Genomic DNA, 20047 nt, shown 5'->3' with positions numbered 1-20047 from the left:
GCCTGGGCGGCGCGAATTTTTTCTTAGATGCCGGCAGTTGCGTTGCCTGGAGCACGCGTATGCCAGTCCGTCACTTGCTGGAACTGGTGGGCCACGTTCAGCAGTTTGGCTTCGCCAAAATAATTGCCGATGATTTGCAGGCCGACGGGGCGCTTGCCATTCTTGTCTCCCGCGCCGAAGCCGCAGGGAATCGACATGCCGGGCAGGCCGGCCAGGCTGGTCGACAGGGTGTAGATGTCGGCCAGGTAGTTCGCCACCGGGTCGTCCGTCTTGTCGCCCAGGTCCCAGGCGACGGTCGGCGCGACGGGGCCCATGATGACGTCGCAGACGGCGTTCGGGCCATTTAATACGGCATCGAAATCCTGCGCGATCAGGCGGCGGATCTTTTGCGCCTTCAGGTAGTAGGCGTCGTAGTAGCCGTGGCACAGCACATAGGTGCCGACCATGATGCGGCGCTGCACTTCCGGGCCGAAGCCCTGGGCGCGCGACTTCTTGTACATGTCCTGCAAATCCTTGTACTCGGCGGCGCGGTGGCCATAGCGCACGCCGTCGTAGCGCGACAGGTTCGACGACGCTTCTGCCGGCGCGATCATGTAGTAGGCGGGAATCGACAGGGCCGTGTTGGGCAGCGAGATGTCGACCAGGGTGGCGCCCAGCTTTTCATACTGCGCCAGCGCGCCGCGCACGGCCGCTTCCACATCCTTGGCCAGGCCTTCGCCGAAGTACTCGCGCGGCACGCCGATGCGCAAGCCCGTCAACGGCTGGCCCAGCTCACGTGAAAAATCTTCCGTCACGCCGCCCTGTTCCGGCGACAGGCTGGTCGAGTCGCGCTCGTCGAAGCCGGCCATGGCGCTCAAGAGCAGGGCGCAGTCTTCGGCCGAGCGGGCCATCGGGCCACCCTGGTCCAGCGACGAGGCAAAGGCGATCATGCCGAAGCGCGACACGCGGCCATACGTCGGCTTGATGCCGGTGATGCCGCAGAAGGCGGCTGGCTGGCGGATCGAGCCGCCCGTGTCGGTGCCGGTGGCCGCTGGCGTGAGGCCGGCGGCGACGGCGGCGGCAGAACCGCCCGAGGAGCCGCCTGGCACGGCTGTTTTATCCCACGGGTTCTGCACGGCGCCGAAGGCCGAGTTCTCGTTGCCGGAACCCATGGCGAATTCATCGCAATTGACCTTGCCCAAAGTGACCATGCCGGCCGCCTGGAATTTTTCCACCACGGTGGCGTCAAACGGGCTGGCGTAGTTGGCCAGCATTTTCGAGCCGGCCGTCGTGCGCCAGCCTTTCGTGACGAACAAGTCCTTGTGCGCGATCGGCACGCCCGTCAACGGCGTGGCCGTGCCAGCGGCGATGCGCGCGTCGGCCTCGGCCGCTTGCGCCAGGGTCAGGGCACGGTCGACGTGCAGGAAGGCGTTCGAAGTGTCCGCCGCGATGCGGTCGAGGAAGTGCGTCGCCAGTGCAACGGCGGAAATTTCCTTGTTCTGCAAAAGCGTGGACAGCTGTTTGATGGATTTTGTATGCATGGCGTTTCTATTTTGATATTCGGCAAGAAGGCGGGAACGGCGCAACGGCGTGTTTATTCGATAACCTTGGGCACGAGATACAGGCCATCCTGGACCTTCGGCGCCACGGCCTGATAGGCGTCGCGGTGATTCGTTTCGGTGGCGATGTCTTCGCGCAGGCGCAGGGCGATATTGTCCATATGGGCAGCCAGCGGGTGGCTCAGGGGGGCCACGCCATCGGTATTGACGGCTTGCATTTGTTCCGCCAAGGCAAAAATCTTGTTCAATTGGGCCAGGGACGTGACGGCCTGATCGTCGGCCATTTCGAGTTGTGCCAGGTGGGCGATGCGTTTTACGTCGGAGAGTGTCAGGGACATGGCGAATGGCGCGGAGTGCCGCGCATTAGTATTAAGTTGGCGTTTTGATAAAACGCGAATATTTACTGCTATTTTGCTCACAAAAATCGAGGAATGCCGCGTAACTCGCGGCTGCAAGAGTCGCACTTTTCCATGGTTTTTGAGCAAATCGCATTCAAATTATAAGGTAGAATGGCGGGTTAATGCGTTGCCGGCGCTGATGGACCGCAGCCGCAGCATAGAAAAGATTGCGCAAGCGCCAAGCGAAACCCGGAAAAATCGCCTTCATGGATTTTCAGGGTGCCTGAAAGCGCCCGCTTTGAAACTCCCCATAAACAGCTTTTGCGCAGCTCGATGCGCTACAGGACACTCATGTTTGGTTTTTTACGCAGGTATATCTCCACCGATCTGGCCATTGACTTGGGCACGGCCAACACCCTTATTTATGTGCGCGGCCTCGGTATCGTCCTGGACGAACCGTCCGTCGTCGCCATCCGCCAGGAAGGCGGTCCGAATGGCAAGAAGACCATTCAGGCAGTCGGCAAGGAAGCCAAGCAGATGCTGGGCAAGGTGCCGGGCAATATCGAAGCGATCCGTCCGATGAAAGATGGCGTGATCGCCGACTTTACCGTGACCGAGCAGATGCTCAAGCAATTCATCCGCATGGTGCATGACTCGAAATTCTTCCGTCCATCGCCGCGCATCATCATTTGCGTGCCGTGCGGTTCGACCCAGGTCGAGCGCCGCGCGATCCGCGAATCGGCGCTGGGCGCCGGCGCTTCGCAGGTGTACCTGATCGAAGAACCGATGGCAGCGGCCATTGGCGCGGGCTTGCCCGTGTCCGAAGCGACCGGCTCGATGGTGGTCGACATCGGCGGCGGCACCACGGAAGTGGGCATCATTTCGCTGGGCGGCATGGTCTACAAGGGTTCCGTGCGCGTGGGCGGCGACAAGTTCGATGAAGCCATCGTCAACTACATCCGCCGCAACTACGGCATGCTGATCGGCGAACAGACGGCCGAAGCCATCAAGAAGGCCATCGGTTCGGCTTTCCCGGGTTCGGAAGTGAAGGAAATGGAAGTCAAGGGCCGCAACCTGTCCGAAGGCATCCCCCGTTCGTTCACCATTTCCAGTAATGAGATTCTCGAAGCGCTGACCGATCCGCTGAACAACATCGTTTCGGCCGTGAAGAACGCGCTGGAACAGACGCCGCCGGAACTGGGCGCCGATATCGCCGAAAAAGGCATGATGCTGACGGGCGGCGGCGCATTGCTGCGCGACCTGGACCGCCTCCTGATGGAGGAAACCGGCCTGCCGGTGCTGGTGGCCGAGGACCCGCTCACCTGCGTGGTGCGCGGTTCCGGGATGGCACTGGAACGTATGGACAAGCTCGGCTCGATCTTCTCCTACGAATAATCTGACAGAAGGGCCGGAAACCATTCCGGCCTTTTTTTGGTTTTGGCGCCGGCATTCGACCGGGGCCTGCACGTTGGCGCACTGCGCCTGGCCTGATTATTGGAAGTCATGGAATACAGTCCTCCGCCACTTTTCAAACAAGGCGCCTCCGCCCGCGTCAAGATGATGGTGTTCGCCGGCATTTCTATCGCCCTGTTACTGGTCGATTCGCGCATGCACGCCTTGACGGCCGTGCGCCAGGCAGTCGGTACCGTGCTGTATCCGGTGCAGATGGCGGCCCTGGTACCGCGTGATGTGGCGCTGGGCGTCGGCAACTACTTTTCTTCGCTGTCCTCGCTGGAAAAACAGGTGCGCGACCTGAAGCACGAACAAATCGCCTCGGCGCAGATCATGCAGCAGGCGCAGCTCAACATCGTTGAAAACAACCATTTGCGCAAATTGATGGAAGCGCGCGAGCGCGTTCCCGTGAAGACCCTGATGGCTGAAGTCCTGTATGACACGCGCGATTCGGCCACGCGCAAGATCGTGCTGGATCGGGGCATCCAGAATGGCGTCGAACTGGGCCGTCCCGTAATCGATAACCTCGGCGTGGTGGGGCAGGTCACGCGCGTGTTCCCGTTCACCTCCGAAGTAACCCTCTTGACCGATGAAGAACAGGCGATTCCCGTGCAGCTGCTGCGCAATGGCGTGCGCAGCGTGGCCATCGGCCGCGGCAAGTCCGGCACCATGGAGCTGCGCTTTACGGCCCCCACCGCCGACATCCAGATCGGCGACATCGTCATTACCTCGGGCCTCGATGGCCTGTACCCGGCCGGCCTGGCCGTGGCGCGCGTGACCCTGGTCGAGCGCAATGCGCATGGCCCGTTCGGCCGCGTCGTGTGCCAGCCGCTGGCCGGCATCGAACGCAACACCCAACTGCTCATCCTGATGACGTCGCCGGAGATTCCACCGCGTCCGCCAGCCGAAGACGTCAAGACGGGCCGCAAGATCGCCGGCAAGATGGCGCCCATCAAGGACCCGGCGGCCGCCGCGACCCCGCCCGCCGCCACCGCCGCACCGGCGGCAAAACCGCCAGCCACGCCTGCCGCCGTGCCGAAACCGGCTGTGGTACCTGCCGCCGTGCCACCGAAGGAGGCGACACGATGAACCGCCCGCATTACATCCTGCTGCCGGTCAGCCCCCTGTTCATCGGCTTCTCCCTGCTGTGCGCTTTTCTGCTGAACCTGCTGCCATGGGGGCAGTTCGTCGGCGTGCCCGATTTCGTCGCCCTGGTGCTGGTCTTCTGGGGCATCCACCAGCCGCGCAAGGTCGGCATCGGCGTGGCGTTCTTCATGGGCCTGATGATGGACGTGCACGACTCGACCCTGCTCGGCGAGAATGCGCTGGCCTACACCTTGCTGTCATATTTCGCCATCATGATGCACCGCCGCGTGCTGTGGTTCCCCATCCTGACGCAGGCGCTGCATGTGCTGCCGCTGCTGCTGCTGACGCAGGCGCTGCAATTGCTGACGCGCCTGATCGTCTCGGGCCGTTTCCCCGGCTGGCTCAATTTCATCGAGAGCTTCGTCGCCGTGGCCCTGTGGCCCTTCGTCACGTGGGTCTTGCTGGCGCCACAGCGCCGTGCCGTGGACCGCGACCATAACCGGCCGATTTGACGGGCGCCTGCCATGACTGAACTGAAAAATACCGAGCGCGAGCTGCATTTTTTCCGCATGCGCCTGACCATCCTGGGCGCGCTCGTCTTCGTCTGCTTTTCGCTGCTGCTGGCGCGCTTCATCTGGCTGCAGGTGATCAAGCACGAGGACTACGCGACCAAGGCCGAAGACAACCGCATCGCCGTGGTGCCCATCGTGCCCACGCGCGGCCTGATCCTCGACCGCAACGGCGTGGTCCTGGCGCGCAATTACTCGGCCTATACGCTGGAAATCACGCCGTCGAAATTGAGCGCCAGCCTCGATTCGGTGATCGATGAGCTGTCGACCCTGGTGCAGATCGACATCAAGGACCGCCGCCGCTTCAAGAAGCTGCTGGAAGAATCGAAGAACTTCGTCAGCGTGCCGCTGCGCACGCGTTTGACGGACGAGGAAGTGGCGCGTTTCACGGCGCAGCGCTTCCGCTTCCCCGGCGTCGAGGTGCAGGCGCGCTTGTTCCGCCAGTATCCGATGGGCGAAATCGCCTCGCATGTGGTGGGTTTCATCGGCCGCATCAACCGCAATGAAGCCAAGGCGCTCGATGAGGGCGACGACGCGGCCAACTACAACGGCACCGACCATATCGGCAAGGAAGGCCTGGAAAAAAGCTACGAGAAGCAGCTGCATGGCACCACCGGCTACGAAGAGGTGGAAGTGTCGGCCGGCGGACGCGCCATGCGCACCCTGTCGCGCACGGCGGCCACCCCGGGCAACAACCTGATCCTGTCGATCGACATCGAGCTGCAGAAGGTGGTCGAGGAAGCGTTCGGCGAATGGCGCGGCGCGGCCGTGGCGATCGACCCGGCCACGGGCGACATCCTGGCCTACGTCTCCAAGCCCGGCTACGACCCGAACCTGTTCGTCGACGGCATCGACCAGCAAAGCTGGAACGAACTCAATACCTCGCTGGACCGGCCGATGGTCAACCGTCCCTTGTCCGGCACCTACGCGCCCGGCTCGACCTTCAAGCCCTTCATGGCGCTGGCCGCTCTGGAACTGGGCAAGCGCACGCCGAGCCAGGCGATTTCCGATCCCGGCTTCTTCATCCTCGGCGGCCACACCTTCCGCGACGACAAGGTGGGCGGCCATGGCACGGTGGACATGCACAAGTCCATCGTCGTCTCGTGCAACACCTATTACTATCAGCTGGGCCGCGACATGGGCATCGATGCCATCCACGACTTCATGAAACCGTTCGGTTTCGGCCAGCTGACGGGCATCGACCTGAATAATGAAAAGACGGGCGTGCTGCCGTCGATGGAATGGAAGCGCAACCGCTTCAAGACGCCGCAGCAGAAAAAATGGGTGGGGGGCGACACGATTTCGGTGAGTAACGGCTCCGGCTACAACTCGTATACGCCGCTGCAGATCGCCCACGCGACGGCCAACCTGGCCAATAACGGCGTGGTGATGAAACCGCATCTGGTGAAGATCATCGAAGACGCGGCCACGCGCGCACGCACCCTGACGGTACCGAAGGAAAGCTACCGCATCGCGCTCAAGCAGGAAAACATCGATGTCATCAAGCGCGCCATGGTGGGCGTGACCAGCGAACAGGGCGGCACGGCCGCGCGCATTTTCGCCGGCGTACAGTACACGGTGGGCGGCAAGACGGGGACGGCACAGGTGGTGGGCATCAAGAAAAACGAGAAGTACAATGCCAAGCTGCTGGCCGAACGCTTGCGCGACAATGCCTTGTTTACGGCCTTCGCGCCGGCCGACAAGCCGCGCATCGCCATTGCCATCGTGGTGGAAAACGCGGGCTTCGGCGCCGGCGTGGCTGCGCCGATCGCGCGCAAGGCGCTCGACTACTACCTGCTGGGCAAGCGCCCGAGCGACAAGGAAAAGGACACCACCAAGGTGCCCAAGGAAGATGTCGACGAAGTGCGCACCCTGGAAGAAATCACCGACGAGCAGGCCGCCCCGGCGCCGCCTGCCAGGCAATAAAGGAAGCACATGCCCATTAACGAGAGGCGCTCGCTGTGGCGGCGCGCCAAACCCTATCTGGCGGTGTTCGATCCGCCGCTGATGATCATCATCCTGATGCTGCTCAGCACCAGTCTGCTGACCCTGTATTCGGCCAGCATCGGCATCCCCGGCAAGATCGAGGACCACCTGCGCAACATCCTGCTATGCTTTTTCGTCATGTGGGTGGCGGCCAACATCACGCCGCAGATGATGATGCGCATCGCCGTGCCCGCGTATACGGTATCGGTGATCTTGCTGGTGGCCGTGGCGCTGTTCGGCACCATCAAGCTGGGCGCGCGGCGCTGGTTGCATATCGGCGTGATCGACATCCAGCCCTCCGAGTTCCTGAAGATCGCCACGCCGCTGATGCTGGCCTGGTTCTTCCAGCACAATGCGGGCGCCCTGCGCTGGAAATCGTTCCTGATGGCGGCCGTGCTGTTGCTGGCGCCCGTCTACCTGATCGCACGCCAGCCCGACCTGGGTACGGCGCTGCTGGTGGTGGCGGCCGGCTTTACCGTCATCTTCCTGGCGGGCCTGTCGTGGAAGGTGCTGGCCGGCTTGCTGATCACCTTTGTTTCCTGCCTGCCGATCGCCTGGTCGCATCTGCATGATTACCAGCGCGACCGCGTGATGATGCTGATCGACCCGACCAAGGACCCGCTGGGCAAGGGCTTCCATATCATCCAGTCCATCATCGCCATCGGTTCGGGCGGCATGACGGGCAAGGGCTGGACGCACGGCACCCAGGCCCACCTGGAATTCGTCCCGGAGCGCACGACCGATTTTATTTTTGCCGTATATTCCGAGGAATTCGGACTGGTCGGTAACTTGATCCTGATGCTGATGTATTTGCTGCTGGTGGGACGGGGCATGATGATCGCCGCCAACGCCCCCAGTTTTTTCACTCGCCTGCTGGCAGGAGCGATAACAATGATTTTCTTTACGTATGCGTTTGTCAACATGGGCATGGTCAGCGGCATCGTGCCGGTGGTCGGCGTTCCCCTGCCTTTCCTCAGCTATGGCGGCACCGCGCTGCTGACCCTGGGCGTGGCCACCGGTATCCTGATGAGCATTCAGCGCCACCGCAAGCTGGTGCAAACCTGATGCGGGCGCCTTTCGATACCTTCGCCATGCGCGGGCTGAGCCTGACGGTCCTGCTGACCCTGGCCGCCTGCGGCACCGCGCCGCACAAGCCCGCATCGAATAACGTGCCGCTGCCGTCAGGCGGCAAGGTCAAGGTGCCCGTGCGCCAGGACCCCACCTTGCCGGCGCTGCCGGCGGCCGGCTCCGGGCGCGGCGGCTACTACAAGGATGACGGCCCGGGCGACAATCCGCCGGCCAACCTGCGCGACGTGCCCGACGCGGACGTGCGCAACGAGCCGTATTCGACGCGCTCGAACCGTCCGTATGTCGTCTTCGGCAAGACGTACACGCCGATCACCGACAACGAACCATTTACGCAGAAGGGCACGGGCACCTGGTATGGCAAGAAATTCCATGGCCAGCGCACTTCGTCGGGTGAAATCTACGATATGTACAAGATGACGGCGGCCCATCCCACCTTGCCGATTCCGTCGTATGCGCGCGTGACGAGCATCGACAGCGGCGAACAGGTGATCGTGCGCGTCAATGATCGTGGTCCCTTCCACGCCACGCGCGTGATCGACGTATCCTACACGGCGGCGCTGAAACTGGGCTTCCTGGGCAAGGGCAGCCACCAGGTGGTCGTCGAACGGCTGCTGCCGGCCGATATCGATGCCATCCTGGCTGCCCGCGCGGCGCCCAAACCGGCACCGTTGACGCCTTCCGTGGTGGCCATTTCCATCGATACACCGCCCGAGACGGGCGCCGTGGTGCAGCCGGAAGTGTCGACGCAAATGCTGCCCGTCGATGCGACGGTCGCCATGCCTGCCCCGACGGTGCTGGCCAGCGGCTTTTATTTGCAGCTGGGTGCCTACTCGCGCGCCGACAATGCGGAAACGGGACGTTCGCGCCTGGCGCCGTATGCGGCGGCTCTCGGTACCTTGGGCGTGGTGCAGGCCGGTAACCTGTTCCGCCTGTACGGCGGACCGTTTTCCAGCCGTGCCGAGGCGGCGCGGGCGGCGGCGAATTTGCCGGAATCGACGGGCATCAAGCCTATCGTCATCGAAAGATAAACGTAGGTCGGATTAGGCGTAAAGCGCCGTAATCCGACGCGATTGTCAGGTGTCATTTACAGGAGCGCAGTTCCTGCTCCGGGAACTGCGCCTTGATCTTCTCGAGACGCGTGCGCGTGGCGGCGTCGAGGTCGCGGAACTGGTAGGCGAACTGCTTGCTGGCGCTGTAGCGCGGCGCGACGCGGGCGCTGTGCACGCCCTGTTTGTTGAGCGATGCCAGCTGGCTTTGCGCGCTGGTTTCCGACTTGAACACGCCCAAGGAAATACCCCAGCGCTGCGGGCTGCTTTCGCTGATGATGAAGTAATTCGTCACGCCCAGCTGCTTCAACTCGCCGGCCTTGCGGTCGGCGCCTTCCTTGCTGCCCTGCGGCGGGATGTACACCATGTAGCTGGAAATGTCCTGGCCGGCCACGTTGCGGCGCGACTGGCGGTCGCCCAGGTCCAGCGCGGCTACTTGCGCCTCGAAGCGGCGCCCGTCAGCCAGCAGGAAATTGCCCACTTCCGTGCAGGCATACGATGGCGGCGTGGCCGCCGCCATCGTCGCGCCGTCTTCGGCAGCGGGCGGCGCGGCCGGTGCCGTGGCCTGCGCCTGCGTCAGCAAGGTGAGTTTATTCGCCTGCAGCTGGTTTTTCAGGCGCGCCGGTTCGCGTGTCTCCGTGCGAAAACTGCCCAGATAGCCCTGGCCGATGGCCAGGACCAGCAGGTTGACGCCGGCCAGCAGCCAGAAGACGAATTTCAGCATACGTGGTTTCCTTGTGTTCCTGCCGCGTCGGCGCGTGCGGATGCCTGCAGGCCGAGCATGACGATATTGTCCACCAGATGCAGCGGTACCGACAGTGCCAGGGCCGGTGCGATACGCGGCGCGGCGCCGCCTGACAATAAACAGGCGCTGGCGCCGTGCATGCGCACGGCCCGTTCGATGGCGCCCGCCTGGGCCGCCAGGCATCCACTCAAAATCGCGTCGTCCGTGTTGTCGGCAAAGCCGGCCGGCAGCATGGCGTCGCCGGCGATTTGCGGCAGCTGCGCCGTGTTGCGCGCCAGCGAGCTGGCCATCAATCCCAGTCCCGGCAAGATCATCCCGCCGAGGAAAACGCCATCGGCCGTGATGGCGTCGATGGTGGTGGCGGTGCCGCAATTGGCGACGATGACGGCCTGGCCAGGCGCCAGTGCGTGCGCGCCGATGGCGGCGGCAAAACGGTCGCAGCCCAGTTGCGACGGCGTGCGGTAGCCATTCGTCAGTCCGGCCAACTGCGGCAGCGAGACAAAGTCACAGGGTGCTACCGGCAGCATGGCGCGCAGGCGCATGCCGATGACGCTGCCCGCCACGTTCGACAGCAGCGCTTCGCTGATGGCGAGTTTCTCCCATTGCGCCGCCAGGGTGTCGAGCTGCGCATGCGTGACGGCGCCGCTGGCCAGCCAGCCGCCAGCGGCGCCATCGGCGGCCACGAGTGCCCATTTGATGCGCGTATTGCCGGCGTCGATCAGCAGTAGCATGCGCTTACTCCCCGCTCAGGCGCAAGGACACGTCGCCTGACATGATTTCCTGCAGGCCGCCATCGGTGCGCAGCAGCAGGCGGCCCAGGTGGTCCACGCCGGCCGCCACGCCTTGCTGCAGCAGTTGGCCATTGTCGAGGATTTTCACGTGCTGGCCCTGCCAGGCGTGCAGCAGGTTCCAGCGTTCGGCAAACGGCGCGAAGCCCGTGTCGTCGAATTCGGCCAGCACGCCGGCCAGGCGGCTCAGGAGCGCCGCCACCAGGGTATTGCGCTCCATCTGCGCCAGCCACGGCACGGCCGAGACGCTGCGGCCGATCCGCCGTTCCAGCGCATCGGGCATCAGCAGATTGATGCCGCAGCCGATCACGGCCCACACGCCGCCGTCCGCTGTCTGCTTCGTCTCGACGAGGATGCCGGCCAGCTTGTGGCCATCCTTGAGCAGGTCATTTGGCCATTTCAGTTGCACCGGCACGCCCAGCGCCGTCATGCTTTCGGCCAGCGCCACGCCGACGGCCAGCGGCAGGCCGACCAACTGATGCAGCGGCCCCTTGAAGCGCCAGGCCAGCGAGAACATCAGGCTGGCGTCCGCCTGCGACACCCACGGCCGTCCGGCACGCCCGCGGCCGGCCGTCTGTTGGCCGGCGATGCGCAGGGTGGGGCCGGCCAGCGTGGCGCAGCGCGCCAGCAGGTCGGCGTTGGTCGATCCCGTTTCGTCGACCACTTCGATGGCCACGTGGGAGGCGCCCGTGGCGCAATGGGCGGCGATGGCCGCGCAGTTCAAGTCTGAGTGCTTCGTCATGGTGATCAGTTCAGTTGCGCGCCTTGTGCGGCGCATTCGCGAAGACCCGGTCGTAGACGGCATTCGGCAGCGCGCGCAGCAGCTTGGCGACGACGCCCATCTGCCACGGGATCACGCGGTAGCTGTCGCCGTCGGCGATGGCGCGCGCGGCGCGCACGGCGAATTTTTCGGCCGGCATCAGGAAGGGCATGCGGTAGGCGTTGTGGCGCGTCATCGGCGTGTCGATGTAGCCGGGCGTGATGGTGACGACCTTGATGCCGGCCGGTTTCAATTCCAGGCGCAGCGATTCGCAGTAGCTGATGACGGCCGCCTTCGAGGCGCTGTAGGCTTCGGCGCCGGGCAGGCCGCGTATACCGGCCACGCTGCCGATGCCCACCAGGCGTCCGCTGCCCTGGCTTTTCATGGCGGCGATGAAGGGAGCGAAGGTGGCGACGGTGGCCGTTACGTTGATTGCGATCAGGCGCGCGAAGGCATCGAGGTCTTCCGCGTGTTCGCTCAAGGTGCCGTACGACACGCCGGCGCTGGCGATGACGACGTCGATATGCCCGGCATGGGCGATGAAGTCCTGCGCCGCGCTTTTCAGGGCGGCATGGTCGCACACATCGACGGCGTAGGCGCGGTGGCGTTCAGGGTGGGGCAGGGAGGCGATCAGTTGCTGCAGGGTCTCGCCGCGGCGCGCCAGCAAGCCCAAATGGGCGCCCTGGCGCGCGTACTGCAGCGCCAGCGCTGCGCCCAGTCCGCTCGACGCGCCCGTGATGAAAACGCTGTGCATCAGGCGATGCCCGGGCGCGCCAGGGAGGTGGCCATGCTTATTTCTTTTCCGCTTTGGCTTTCGCAAGCAGCACGTCCATCACGCTGAGCGCCTGGGCGTTCAGCTGCTCTTCGTTCTTGGCCGACTTGCTGCCTTGATCGGCCTGTGAAGGCGAGGTGATGTAGCGGCCGTCGATGGCGATCATGGGCCAGAACGTCACGTTATAGCCCTGCATCATGGCGTCCGCACGGCGCACGCGGGCCGAGACGCCCATCGAACGGTAAGTGTCGATGAACTTCTGGCGGTCCACGCCCTGCCTGGCGACGAAGTCGAAGACGGCGTCGTCGGTGGCCAGGCGGTTGCGCTCCACGTGCATGGCGTGGAAGACGCTGGTGTGCAGCTTGTCGAGCAGGCCCATGGCTTGCAGGGTGAAGAACAAACGCTGCTGCGGCGCCACGCTGTCATCGCGCGACACGTGCACGCGCTTGAAGATGATGTTGTCGCCCTGTTTCTTGACCCAGGCCGCCAGTTGCGGTTCGAGCACGTTGCAATGCGGGCAGTAATACGCGAAAAATTCCGTCACTTCGATTTTCTTGCCCGCTTCCGTCGCCTGCGGCGTGGCCAGGGTGTCGTACTCGACGCCATTCTTCGGCTCGGCCGGCGAGGCCGATGCGCCCAGGGCGACAGTGCACAGGGCGGCGGCGAACAGGATTTTCTTCAGAAAATGCATGCTGGTTCCTTATTTTTGGTTGCGGACGACGGCGACATCGATGCCGTTTTCAGACAGCTTGGTGCGCGCGCGGTTCATCGCTTCGAGCTGGTTGAACGGCCCGATGCGCACGCGGTGCAGCACGCCGGCATCGGTGCTGCGGTCGCTGATGGCCGCTTCGAAGCCCAGCAGCGCCAGTTTGCCGCGCGTGCTTTCGGCGTCCGACATGTCATGGAAGGCGCCGGCCTGCAGATAATAAATCCATTTGTCGCTGGCGGCATCGGCCTTGGCTTCGGCTTTCACGTCGGCCTTGGCTTGCGGTGCTGGCGCTGGCGCCGCCGGCGTTTTCGGCGTCGGCTTGTCCTTCAGTGTACCGATGAGTTCCTGCAGCGCGTCCGGCGGCGGCGCCTTCGGCTGCTGCGCGGTGGTGGGCGCAGGCGCCGGTGCGGCTGGCTGCGTCGGCGCGGCGATTTCGCGCGGCTCTTTGGAGAAGTCGCGCGCCGCTTCCTTGGCCGCTTCCTTGTTGCCGTACATCGGCTTGTTCGGGTCGGCGATCTGGCCGGCCGTCGGTTCGGCCGACTTGCCGGCCTTGCCCGACTTGTCGGTGAAGGGCGAGGCGCCCTTGGTGATCACCAGGGCGACCACCACGGCGATGCCCAGGCCGATGACCAGGCCGATGATGATGCCGACCAGCGTGTTGCCCTGCTGGCGCCGGGTCGAAGAGAAGCGGGAAGCATGATTCATTGACGGTTAGACCTTCGCGATTACATTTTGTTTGGCGCGGATACGCCGATCAGTGCCAGGCCGTTGCGCAGCACCTGGCGCGCGGCGATGACGAGGGCCAGGCGCGCCATCTTGACGGCGTCTTCCTCGACCAGCACTTTTTCGGCGAAGTAGAAGCTGTGCAGGTTGGCAGCCAGGTCGCGCAGGTAGAACGCCACCTGGTGCGGTCCCAGTTCCGCTTGCGCGCGCGCCAGCGTTTCCGGGTAGGCGGCCAGGGTCGCCAGCAGGGTCGCTTCGGTCGGCGCCGTCAGTGGAGATAAATCCACGCCGGCGACCGTGCTTTCATCGCCGCCCCAGTTTTCCAGGATGCGGCAGATGCGCGCATGCGCGTACTGCACGTAATAGACGGGGTTTTCATCGGTGGTTTTCAGCGCCACGTCGACGTCGAAGACGAATTCCGTGTCGGCCTTGCGCGAGATCAGGAAGAAGCGCACGGCGTCGCGGCCTTTGGCGATGTCGCCGCCGCCCGACCATTCGATCAGGTCGCGCACGGTCACGTAGGAGCCGGCGCGCTTCGAAATCTTGACTTCCTCGCCGTCCTTCATGACGGTGACCATCTTGTGCAGCACGTAGTCGGGGTAGCCTTGCGGGATGCCCATGTCGACCGCCTGCAGGCCGGCGCGCACGCGCGCGATGGTGCCGTGGTGATCGCTGCCCTGGATATTGATGGCCTGCACGAAGCCGCGCTGCCATTTCACCAGGTGATACGCCACGTCCGGCACGAAATACGTGTAGGTGCCGTCCGTCTTGCGCATGACGCGGTCCTTGTCGTCGCCGAAGTCGGTGGTGCGCAGCCACAGCGCGCCATCCTGCTCGTAGGTGTGGCCCGCCTTGATCAAGGTTTCCACCGCGCTGTTGACCTTGCCGTCCGCGTACAGCGAGGACTCCAGGTAGTAATTGTCGAATTTGACGCCGAAGGCCTGCAAGTCGATGTCCTGCTCGTTGCGCAGGTAGGTGACGGCGAACGGGCGGATCGAATCGATGTCGTCGATGTTGCCATTCGCCGTGGCGGGCAAGCCATCGCTGGCCGACACGGTCTTGCCGGCCTTGAAATCGTTGGCGATATCGGCGATGTAGTCGCCGTTGTAGGCCGGCTCCGGCCATTCGGCGTCGCCCGGCTTGAAGCCGCGCGCGCGCGCCTGCACGGAATTGGCCAGGGTCTGGATTTGCACGCCCGCGTCGTTATAGTAGAACTCGCGCGTCACCTGGTAGCCTTGCGCATCGAACAGCGAGGACAGGGCGTCGCCCAGCGCCGCCTGGCGGCCGTGGCCCACGTGCAGGGGGCCGGTCGGGTTGGCCGAGACGAATTCGAGGATGACCTGCTTGCCGGCGCCGGCCGTGCTGCGGCCATAGCCGTCGGCCTCGCTCAAGATGCTTTTCACCACGGCTTGCTTGGCGGCGTTTGACACGCGCACGTTGATGAAGCCGGGGCCGGCGATTTCCACTGCCTCGACCAGGCCCTTGCCGGCCGGATTGGCCAGCACGGCGCTGACGATGGTTTGCGCCAGTTCGCGCGGATTCTGTTTCAGCTGCTTGGCCAGTTGCATGGCGATGTTGCAGGCGACGTCGCCATGCGATGCGTCGCGTGGTCGCTCGAGCACCACGGATGGCGTCAGCGTAGTGCCGGCCAGGACGGGAGCGAGGGCGGCCTGGAACAGGGCGATGATTTCTTGTTTCTGTTGGGCGAGCATGAGCAGGATGGCGGTGGAACCGCGTTAAGAATGAATAGAATGAATCAAAAAGCAAAACGGACGGCAAGTACCCAAGCCGCCCAGACTGCGTCAATTATACTGGTTTGCCGGCGGGAACAATACGCTTGCCGGCAAGGTCCCCGTGCCGGCGCATTTCACGATATTATCAGGACAACATGCCCATGTTGGTGTGCGAAAACATCAGCATGGCGCATTCTGCTTGTATATATGCAGTTTTTTGCCGCAATTTACATGTATCGCTGCAATCGCTTGGGCCAGAGAGCGCCACAAACGCTACAATCGACCCTTTATTGATAACGCGCGGCCGCGACTTTGCCACCATGCAGCCCACCGCGCGCAGCCACACCGGATAACTATGAACAAGCGCCCCACGCTGAAATTGAAAACCAAGCCGGCGCCAGGCCAGGCGCCTGCCGCACCGAAATTGCGTCCCAGCTACCATCCCGACCTGAAACCGGTCTTGCAGCCAGGCTTCCAACCCGATTTGCGCGCCGACTCGCTGGCGTTTTGCCTGCTGGGCGCTGCCAATGCCGTGGCGCAAGTACGCACGGGAACGGCCCTGCCGCAGGCGCTGGCCAAGGTGTTTGCACAATCGAACGCCAGCCCGCAGGCGCGCGGCGCCATCCAGGATATTTCCTACCGTACCATGCGCCAACTGGGCCGCAGCGAAACGCTGGTCGGCCTGATGATGTCGAAGGCGCCCGAGCCGCCGATGCTGGCCGCCCTGCTGTGCTGCGCGCTGTCGCTGATGTCGGCCGAGCCGGACGAGCAGCCGTACGAAGAATTCACGGTGGTCGACCAGGCTGTCACGGTGGCCACCTCGCACCCTGACCTGGCGCATGCCAAGGGCATGGTGAATGCCGTGTTGCGACGTTTCTTGCGCGAGCGCAAGTCCTTGCTGGAAGCGGCCCTGCAGCAACCTTTGGCGCAATGGAATTATCCGCAATGGTGGATCGATTCGCTGCGCCTGGCTTATCCGCGCGACTGGCAAGCCATTTTGACCGCCGGCAATGCCGTGCCGCCATTGACCCTGCGCGTGAATCGCCGCAAGAGTACGGTCGAAGCGTATCTGGCCGTGTTGCAGGAAGCGGGTATCGCCGCGCGCCAGGTGGGACCGTTTGCCGTACGCCTGGACAAGCCCATCGGCGTGGCGCTGATTCCAGGCTTCGAGCAGGGCGTCGTCTCCGTGCAGGATGCTGGTGCGCAACTGGCCGCGCCGCTGCTGGACTTGCAGGATGGCATGCGCGTGCTGGACGCCTGCGCGGCGCCGGGCGGCAAGACGTGCCACATCCTGGAACTGGCCGACGTGCACGTGACGGCCATCGATGCGGACGCCAAACGCTTGCCGCGCATCGCGGAAAACCTTGAGCGCCTGGGCCTGGACGCTACCTTGAAGGCGCAGGATGCGCAATCGAGCGCATGGTGGGACGGCCAGCAGTACGACCGCATCCTGGCCGACGTGCCGTGCACGGCCTCGGGCATCGTGCGTCGCCATCCCGACATTCGCTGGTTGCGCCGCAAGGGCGACGCGTTCCAACTTGCAACACTTTCCTCCAAAATTCTGGACAACCTGTGGCAGATGCTGCGCCCCGATGGTAAATTGCTGTTCGTGACATGTTCACTGTGGCCGCAAGAGTCCGAGGCACAGGCGGCGGCATTTGCGATGCGTAATAATGCGACCCGATTGACAGCGCCTGGCCAGCTGTTGCCGACTGGTAGCGCGGAGCAGGACCATGACGGTTTGTTCTATGCGCTATTCCAAAAAAATGCGGCTTGAGCGAGTCGTCGAACCTTTTCCTACGGACACCACCGGCACACTTGTGACAACACGACTCTTCCGACTCCTGGCCCTGCTGCTGATGCTGGCATGTACCATGCCGCGCGCGCAAGCCGCCGACATGGTCGAGATCACCCGCGCCTACATCGAATCGAGCGAAGAGGGCTACAAGCTGGCCGCCACCTACTCCTTTGATCTCAATCACGACCTCGATGATGCCGTGCAGCATGGCGTGCCCCTGTTTTTCACGACAGAAATCGAACTGACCCGGCCCCGCTGGTACTGGTTCGATGAAAAGGCCATCGTGGCGCGCCAGACCAGCCGGCTGTCGTACAACGTGCTCACGCGCCAGTATCATGTGTCGGGCGGCGGCTTGCAGCAAAGCTTCCCCACGCTCGACGATGCGCTGTTCCTGATCCGCCGTCCCAGCCGCTGGCTGGTGGCGCCGCGCGGCGCGCTGAAAGTCGGGCAGACGTATAACGTCACCTTGCGCATGGGCATGGACCGCGACTACCTGCCCAAGCCGATACAGGTGAATGCCTTCAATAACAGCGACTGGCGCCTGGCTTCGAATAAAAAAACCTTCTTGTATACGGCGGAGTAGTGAGTCAAGCATTACGCTATCTGCTGGTGGTGGGCGGCGGCATTGTCAGTATCCTGCTGTTCCTGCTGGCGTCGGCTTCCGACAATTCCGGTTTTTTCGACCGCTATTACACCTGGCTGCTGGGCCTGAACGCCGCCGTGGCCGTGGCCCTGCTGGCGCTGGTGGGCATTTCCCTGGGCCGCCTGTACGCGCGCTACAAGAGCGGCAAGTTCGGCTCCAAGCTGATGACACGTTTGGTGATGCTGTTCGCCGCCGTCGGCATCCTGCCGGGCCTGGTGATTTTTCTTGTCTCTGTACAATTCGTCTCCCACTCCATCGAATCCTGGTTCAACGTCAAGATCGAAGCGGCGCTGGAATCGGGGATTGAGTTGGGTCGCGCCGGCCTCGATGCGGCCCTGGTCGAGCTGGACCACCGGGGGCACAAGGTGGTCGCGGAACTGGGCACCGATCCGGCGGCGGGTCCGGCCGTGCTGACCAGCCTGCTGCGCGAAGAAGGCATGCAAAATGTCATGGTTGTCAGCGGCGACGGCGTGCTGCTGGCCAGCGCCGGACCACACAGCGCGGCTGACTTGCCCACGCCGGCCATGCTGGTGCAGGCCGCCTCTCCGGCCGGCTATGCTTACGCCGAAGGGGGGCAAGAGTTGCACGATGATGGCGCGGAGTCGGGCGGTGGTGGTTTCCGTGCGGGCACGCCGGCGTCGCTGGAAACGGCGACCAGCCTGCGTTTGCGCGTGCTGGTGCCCGTACCCGGACCCTCCGTCTCGCCCCGCTACCTGCAATTGCTGCAATCGGCGCCGCCCAAGCTGGCGACGAACGGCGAGGTGCTGCGGGCCGCCTACAGCGAATACAAGGAACGTTTCGTCGCGCGCGTGGGCTTGCGCAAGATGTACATGGAAATCCTCACCTTGACCTTGCTGCTGGCCATCTTTGGCGCCATCGGCAGCGCTTTCCTGATTGCGGGCAACCTGGCCCAGCCCCTGCTGCTGCTGGCGGAAGGCACGCGCGCCGTGGCCGAGGGCGACCTGTCGCCGCGCCCCATCGTCGCCACCAAGGATGAACTGGGTACCCTGACGCAGTCGTTCAATATCATGACGCGCCAGTTGCTCGATGCGCGCACGGCCGTGGAAAGCAACCGTGCCGCGCTGCAAAACGCCAAGGCCCACCTGGAATCGGTGCTGGCGAACATGTCGGCCGGCGTGATGGTGCTCGACGGCGATTTCAAGCTGGTGACGTGCAATGAATCGGTCGAGCGCATCTTGCAGCATTCGGGCATGAGCATCGTGGGGCAGCCGCTGGCGCATATTGCTGGAATGGAAGAGTTTGGCGGCGCCATCATCAGCGCCTTCACGGCGCAAAGCGCACAATCGGCGTCGGGCCGCAACCAGCAGCGCCTGCACTGGCAGCGCCAGATCGAGATTCCGCGCCGCCTGGGTAGCAGTGCCGACGAGCATGACATCACCCTGCTGGCGCGCGGTTCGCGCTTGCCGCTGGAGTCCGGCAGCGGCTACATCGTCGTCTTCGATGATATTTCCGACGTGATTTCTGCACAGCGCTCGATCGCCTGGGGCGAGGTGGCGCGCCGCCTGGCGCATGAAATCAAGAATCCGCTCACGCCCATCCAGCTGTCGGCCGAACGCCTGCAGATGAAGCTCGAAGGCAAGCTGGAGCAGCCCGATGCGGACTTGCTCAACCGCGCCACCACCACCATCGTCAAGCAGGTCGATGCGATGAAGCGCATGGTCGATGACTTCCGCGACTATGCGCGCACGCCGCCGGCCGTGCTCACGCCGTTGCGCCTGAACGAACTGATCGAAGAGATCCTGAACCTGTACCTGCGCGGCGATGATGGCGACATCATCCACCCGCAACTGGCGCCGAATTTGCCGATGGTGATGGGCGATCCGACCCAGTTGCGCCAGGTGATCCATAACTTGCTGCAGAACGCGCAGGACGCCATGGCCGACCTGCCGCCGGACTCGCCGCATCCGCGGATTGACGTAAGGACGGAAGCAATTCATTATCGCAGTGCGGACGGCGGCGTGAATATCGCCGTGCGGCTGGCCATCACCGACAATGGCCCTGGTTTCGCGCCAAAAATCCTGGCGCGCGCCTTCGAACCCTATGTGACCTCGAAGGCGCGCGGCACGGGATTGGGCCTGGCGATGGTCAAGAAAATTATCGATGAACATGGTGGACGCATCGATATCGAGAACCGGGTCGACGGCAATGGCGCTTCGGTGGTCATTTTGCTGTTAAAGTTAGCTCCCGACACTCCTGCCCAGGATTTCCTGGCGTGAGGGTCTGGTTTAGTATTTAAAACACTAATAAAATC

The 20047-nt window shown here is 63.6% G+C and carries 18 protein-coding genes; 9 read left to right on the top strand and 9 right to left on the bottom strand.

What is annotated here, in order from left to right:
• Positions 1-23: 23 nt before the first annotated feature.
• Positions 24-1520: an Asp-tRNA(Asn)/Glu-tRNA(Gln) amidotransferase subunit GatA gene (gatA, locus tag KY494_RS14255; RefSeq protein ID WP_219891370.1), complete on the bottom strand. Its 1497-nt coding sequence runs from the start codon at positions 1518-1520 to the stop codon at positions 24-26.
• Between the two features lie 53 nt (positions 1521-1573).
• The gene (gene gatC, locus KY494_RS14250) at positions 1574-1876 is read right to left on the bottom strand and encodes an Asp-tRNA(Asn)/Glu-tRNA(Gln) amidotransferase subunit GatC (protein WP_096233767.1); all 303 of its coding nucleotides are present in this window, start codon (positions 1874-1876) and stop codon (positions 1574-1576) included.
• A gap of 351 nt (positions 1877-2227) precedes the next feature.
• On the opposite strand from gatC, the gene KY494_RS14245 reads away from it, so the two are divergent.
• The 6 genes from KY494_RS14245 to KY494_RS14220 all read left to right on the top strand — a co-directional run bounded on the left by KY494_RS14245 (position 2228) and on the right by KY494_RS14220 (position 9086).
• The gene (locus KY494_RS14245; protein WP_010393186.1) at positions 2228-3271 is read left to right on the top strand and encodes a rod shape-determining protein; all 1044 of its coding nucleotides are present in this window, start codon (positions 2228-2230) and stop codon (positions 3269-3271) included.
• 108 nt (positions 3272-3379) lie between these two features.
• Positions 3380-4417, top strand: coding sequence for a rod shape-determining protein MreC (gene mreC, locus KY494_RS14240; RefSeq protein ID WP_219134942.1), 1038 nt, complete (start codon positions 3380-3382; stop codon positions 4415-4417).
• Complete coding sequence (gene mreD, locus KY494_RS14235; protein ID WP_071079524.1) at positions 4414-4926, top strand: rod shape-determining protein MreD; 513 nt, start codon at positions 4414-4416, stop codon at positions 4924-4926. The genes mreC and mreD overlap by 4 nt, the downstream gene beginning before the upstream one ends.
• 12 nt (positions 4927-4938) lie before the next feature.
• On the top strand, positions 4939-6909 hold the full coding sequence (gene mrdA, locus KY494_RS14230) for a penicillin-binding protein 2 (RefSeq protein ID WP_219134943.1): 1971 nt from the start codon (positions 4939-4941) through the stop codon (positions 6907-6909).
• Between the two features lie 9 nt (positions 6910-6918).
• Positions 6919-8034, top strand: a complete 1116-nt coding sequence (gene rodA, locus KY494_RS14225) for a rod shape-determining protein RodA (RefSeq protein WP_219134944.1) — start codon at positions 6919-6921, stop codon at positions 8032-8034.
• A complete protein-coding gene (locus KY494_RS14220) occupies positions 8034-9086 on the top strand; it encodes a septal ring lytic transglycosylase RlpA family protein (RefSeq protein ID WP_219891369.1) in 1053 nt (350 codons plus the stop codon). Before rodA ends, KY494_RS14220 begins: the two co-directional genes overlap by 1 nt.
• Positions 9087-9138: 52 nt before the next feature.
• On the opposite strand, the gene KY494_RS14215 is transcribed toward KY494_RS14220, so the two are convergent.
• From KY494_RS14215 to argS, 7 genes are read right to left on the bottom strand one after another with little or no spacing between them, the layout of a single operon-like run.
• The gene (locus KY494_RS14215; protein ID WP_219891368.1) at positions 9139-9828 is read right to left on the bottom strand and encodes an SPOR domain-containing protein; all 690 of its coding nucleotides are present in this window, start codon (positions 9826-9828) and stop codon (positions 9139-9141) included.
• A complete protein-coding gene (locus tag KY494_RS14210) occupies positions 9822-10580 on the bottom strand; it encodes a type III pantothenate kinase (RefSeq protein ID WP_219891367.1) in 759 nt (252 codons plus the stop codon). The genes KY494_RS14215 and KY494_RS14210 overlap by 7 nt, the downstream gene beginning before the upstream one ends.
• A gap of 4 nt (positions 10581-10584) precedes the next feature.
• Positions 10585-11379, bottom strand: a complete 795-nt coding sequence (locus KY494_RS14205) for a biotin--[acetyl-CoA-carboxylase] ligase (protein WP_219891366.1) — start codon at positions 11377-11379, stop codon at positions 10585-10587.
• Positions 11380-11389: 10 nt separating this feature from the next.
• Positions 11390-12151, bottom strand: coding sequence for an SDR family oxidoreductase (locus KY494_RS14200; RefSeq protein WP_219891365.1), 762 nt, complete (start codon positions 12149-12151; stop codon positions 11390-11392).
• Positions 12152-12188: 37 nt separating this feature from the next.
• Positions 12189-12860, bottom strand: a complete 672-nt coding sequence (locus tag KY494_RS14195; RefSeq protein WP_219891364.1) for a thiol:disulfide interchange protein DsbA/DsbL — start codon at positions 12858-12860, stop codon at positions 12189-12191.
• A 9-nt stretch (positions 12861-12869) separates the two neighbouring features.
• Positions 12870-13583 carry an SPOR domain-containing protein gene (locus KY494_RS14190; protein WP_219134952.1) on the bottom strand — a complete coding sequence of 238 codons (714 nt, stop codon included), beginning with the start codon at positions 13581-13583 and terminating at the stop codon, positions 12870-12872.
• A gap of 20 nt (positions 13584-13603) precedes the next feature.
• The gene (gene argS, locus KY494_RS14185; RefSeq protein ID WP_219891363.1) at positions 13604-15313 is read right to left on the bottom strand and encodes an arginine--tRNA ligase; all 1710 of its coding nucleotides are present in this window, start codon (positions 15311-15313) and stop codon (positions 13604-13606) included.
• Positions 15314-15689: 376 nt separating this feature from the next.
• On the opposite strand from argS, the gene rsmB reads away from it, so the two are divergent.
• From rsmB to KY494_RS14170, 3 genes are read left to right on the top strand one after another with little or no spacing between them, the layout of a single operon-like run.
• Positions 15690-17111, top strand: coding sequence for a 16S rRNA (cytosine(967)-C(5))-methyltransferase RsmB (gene rsmB, locus KY494_RS14180; protein WP_219891362.1), 1422 nt, complete (start codon positions 15690-15692; stop codon positions 17109-17111).
• Positions 17112-17154: 43 nt separating this feature from the next.
• Positions 17155-17715: a DUF4390 domain-containing protein gene (locus KY494_RS14175; protein ID WP_242428526.1), complete on the top strand. Its 561-nt coding sequence runs from the start codon at positions 17155-17157 to the stop codon at positions 17713-17715.
• On the top strand, positions 17715-20012 hold the full coding sequence (locus KY494_RS14170; RefSeq protein ID WP_219891361.1) for a PAS domain-containing sensor histidine kinase: 2298 nt from the start codon (positions 17715-17717) through the stop codon (positions 20010-20012). Before KY494_RS14175 ends, KY494_RS14170 begins: the two co-directional genes overlap by 1 nt.
• Positions 20013-20047 lie beyond the last annotated feature (35 nt).

It is taken from the genome of Janthinobacterium sp. PAMC25594 (assembly GCF_019443505.1).
Lineage (GTDB): Bacteria > Pseudomonadota > Gammaproteobacteria > Burkholderiales > Burkholderiaceae_D > Janthinobacterium.
This window is presented reverse-complemented; position numbering and strand designations above follow the sequence as displayed.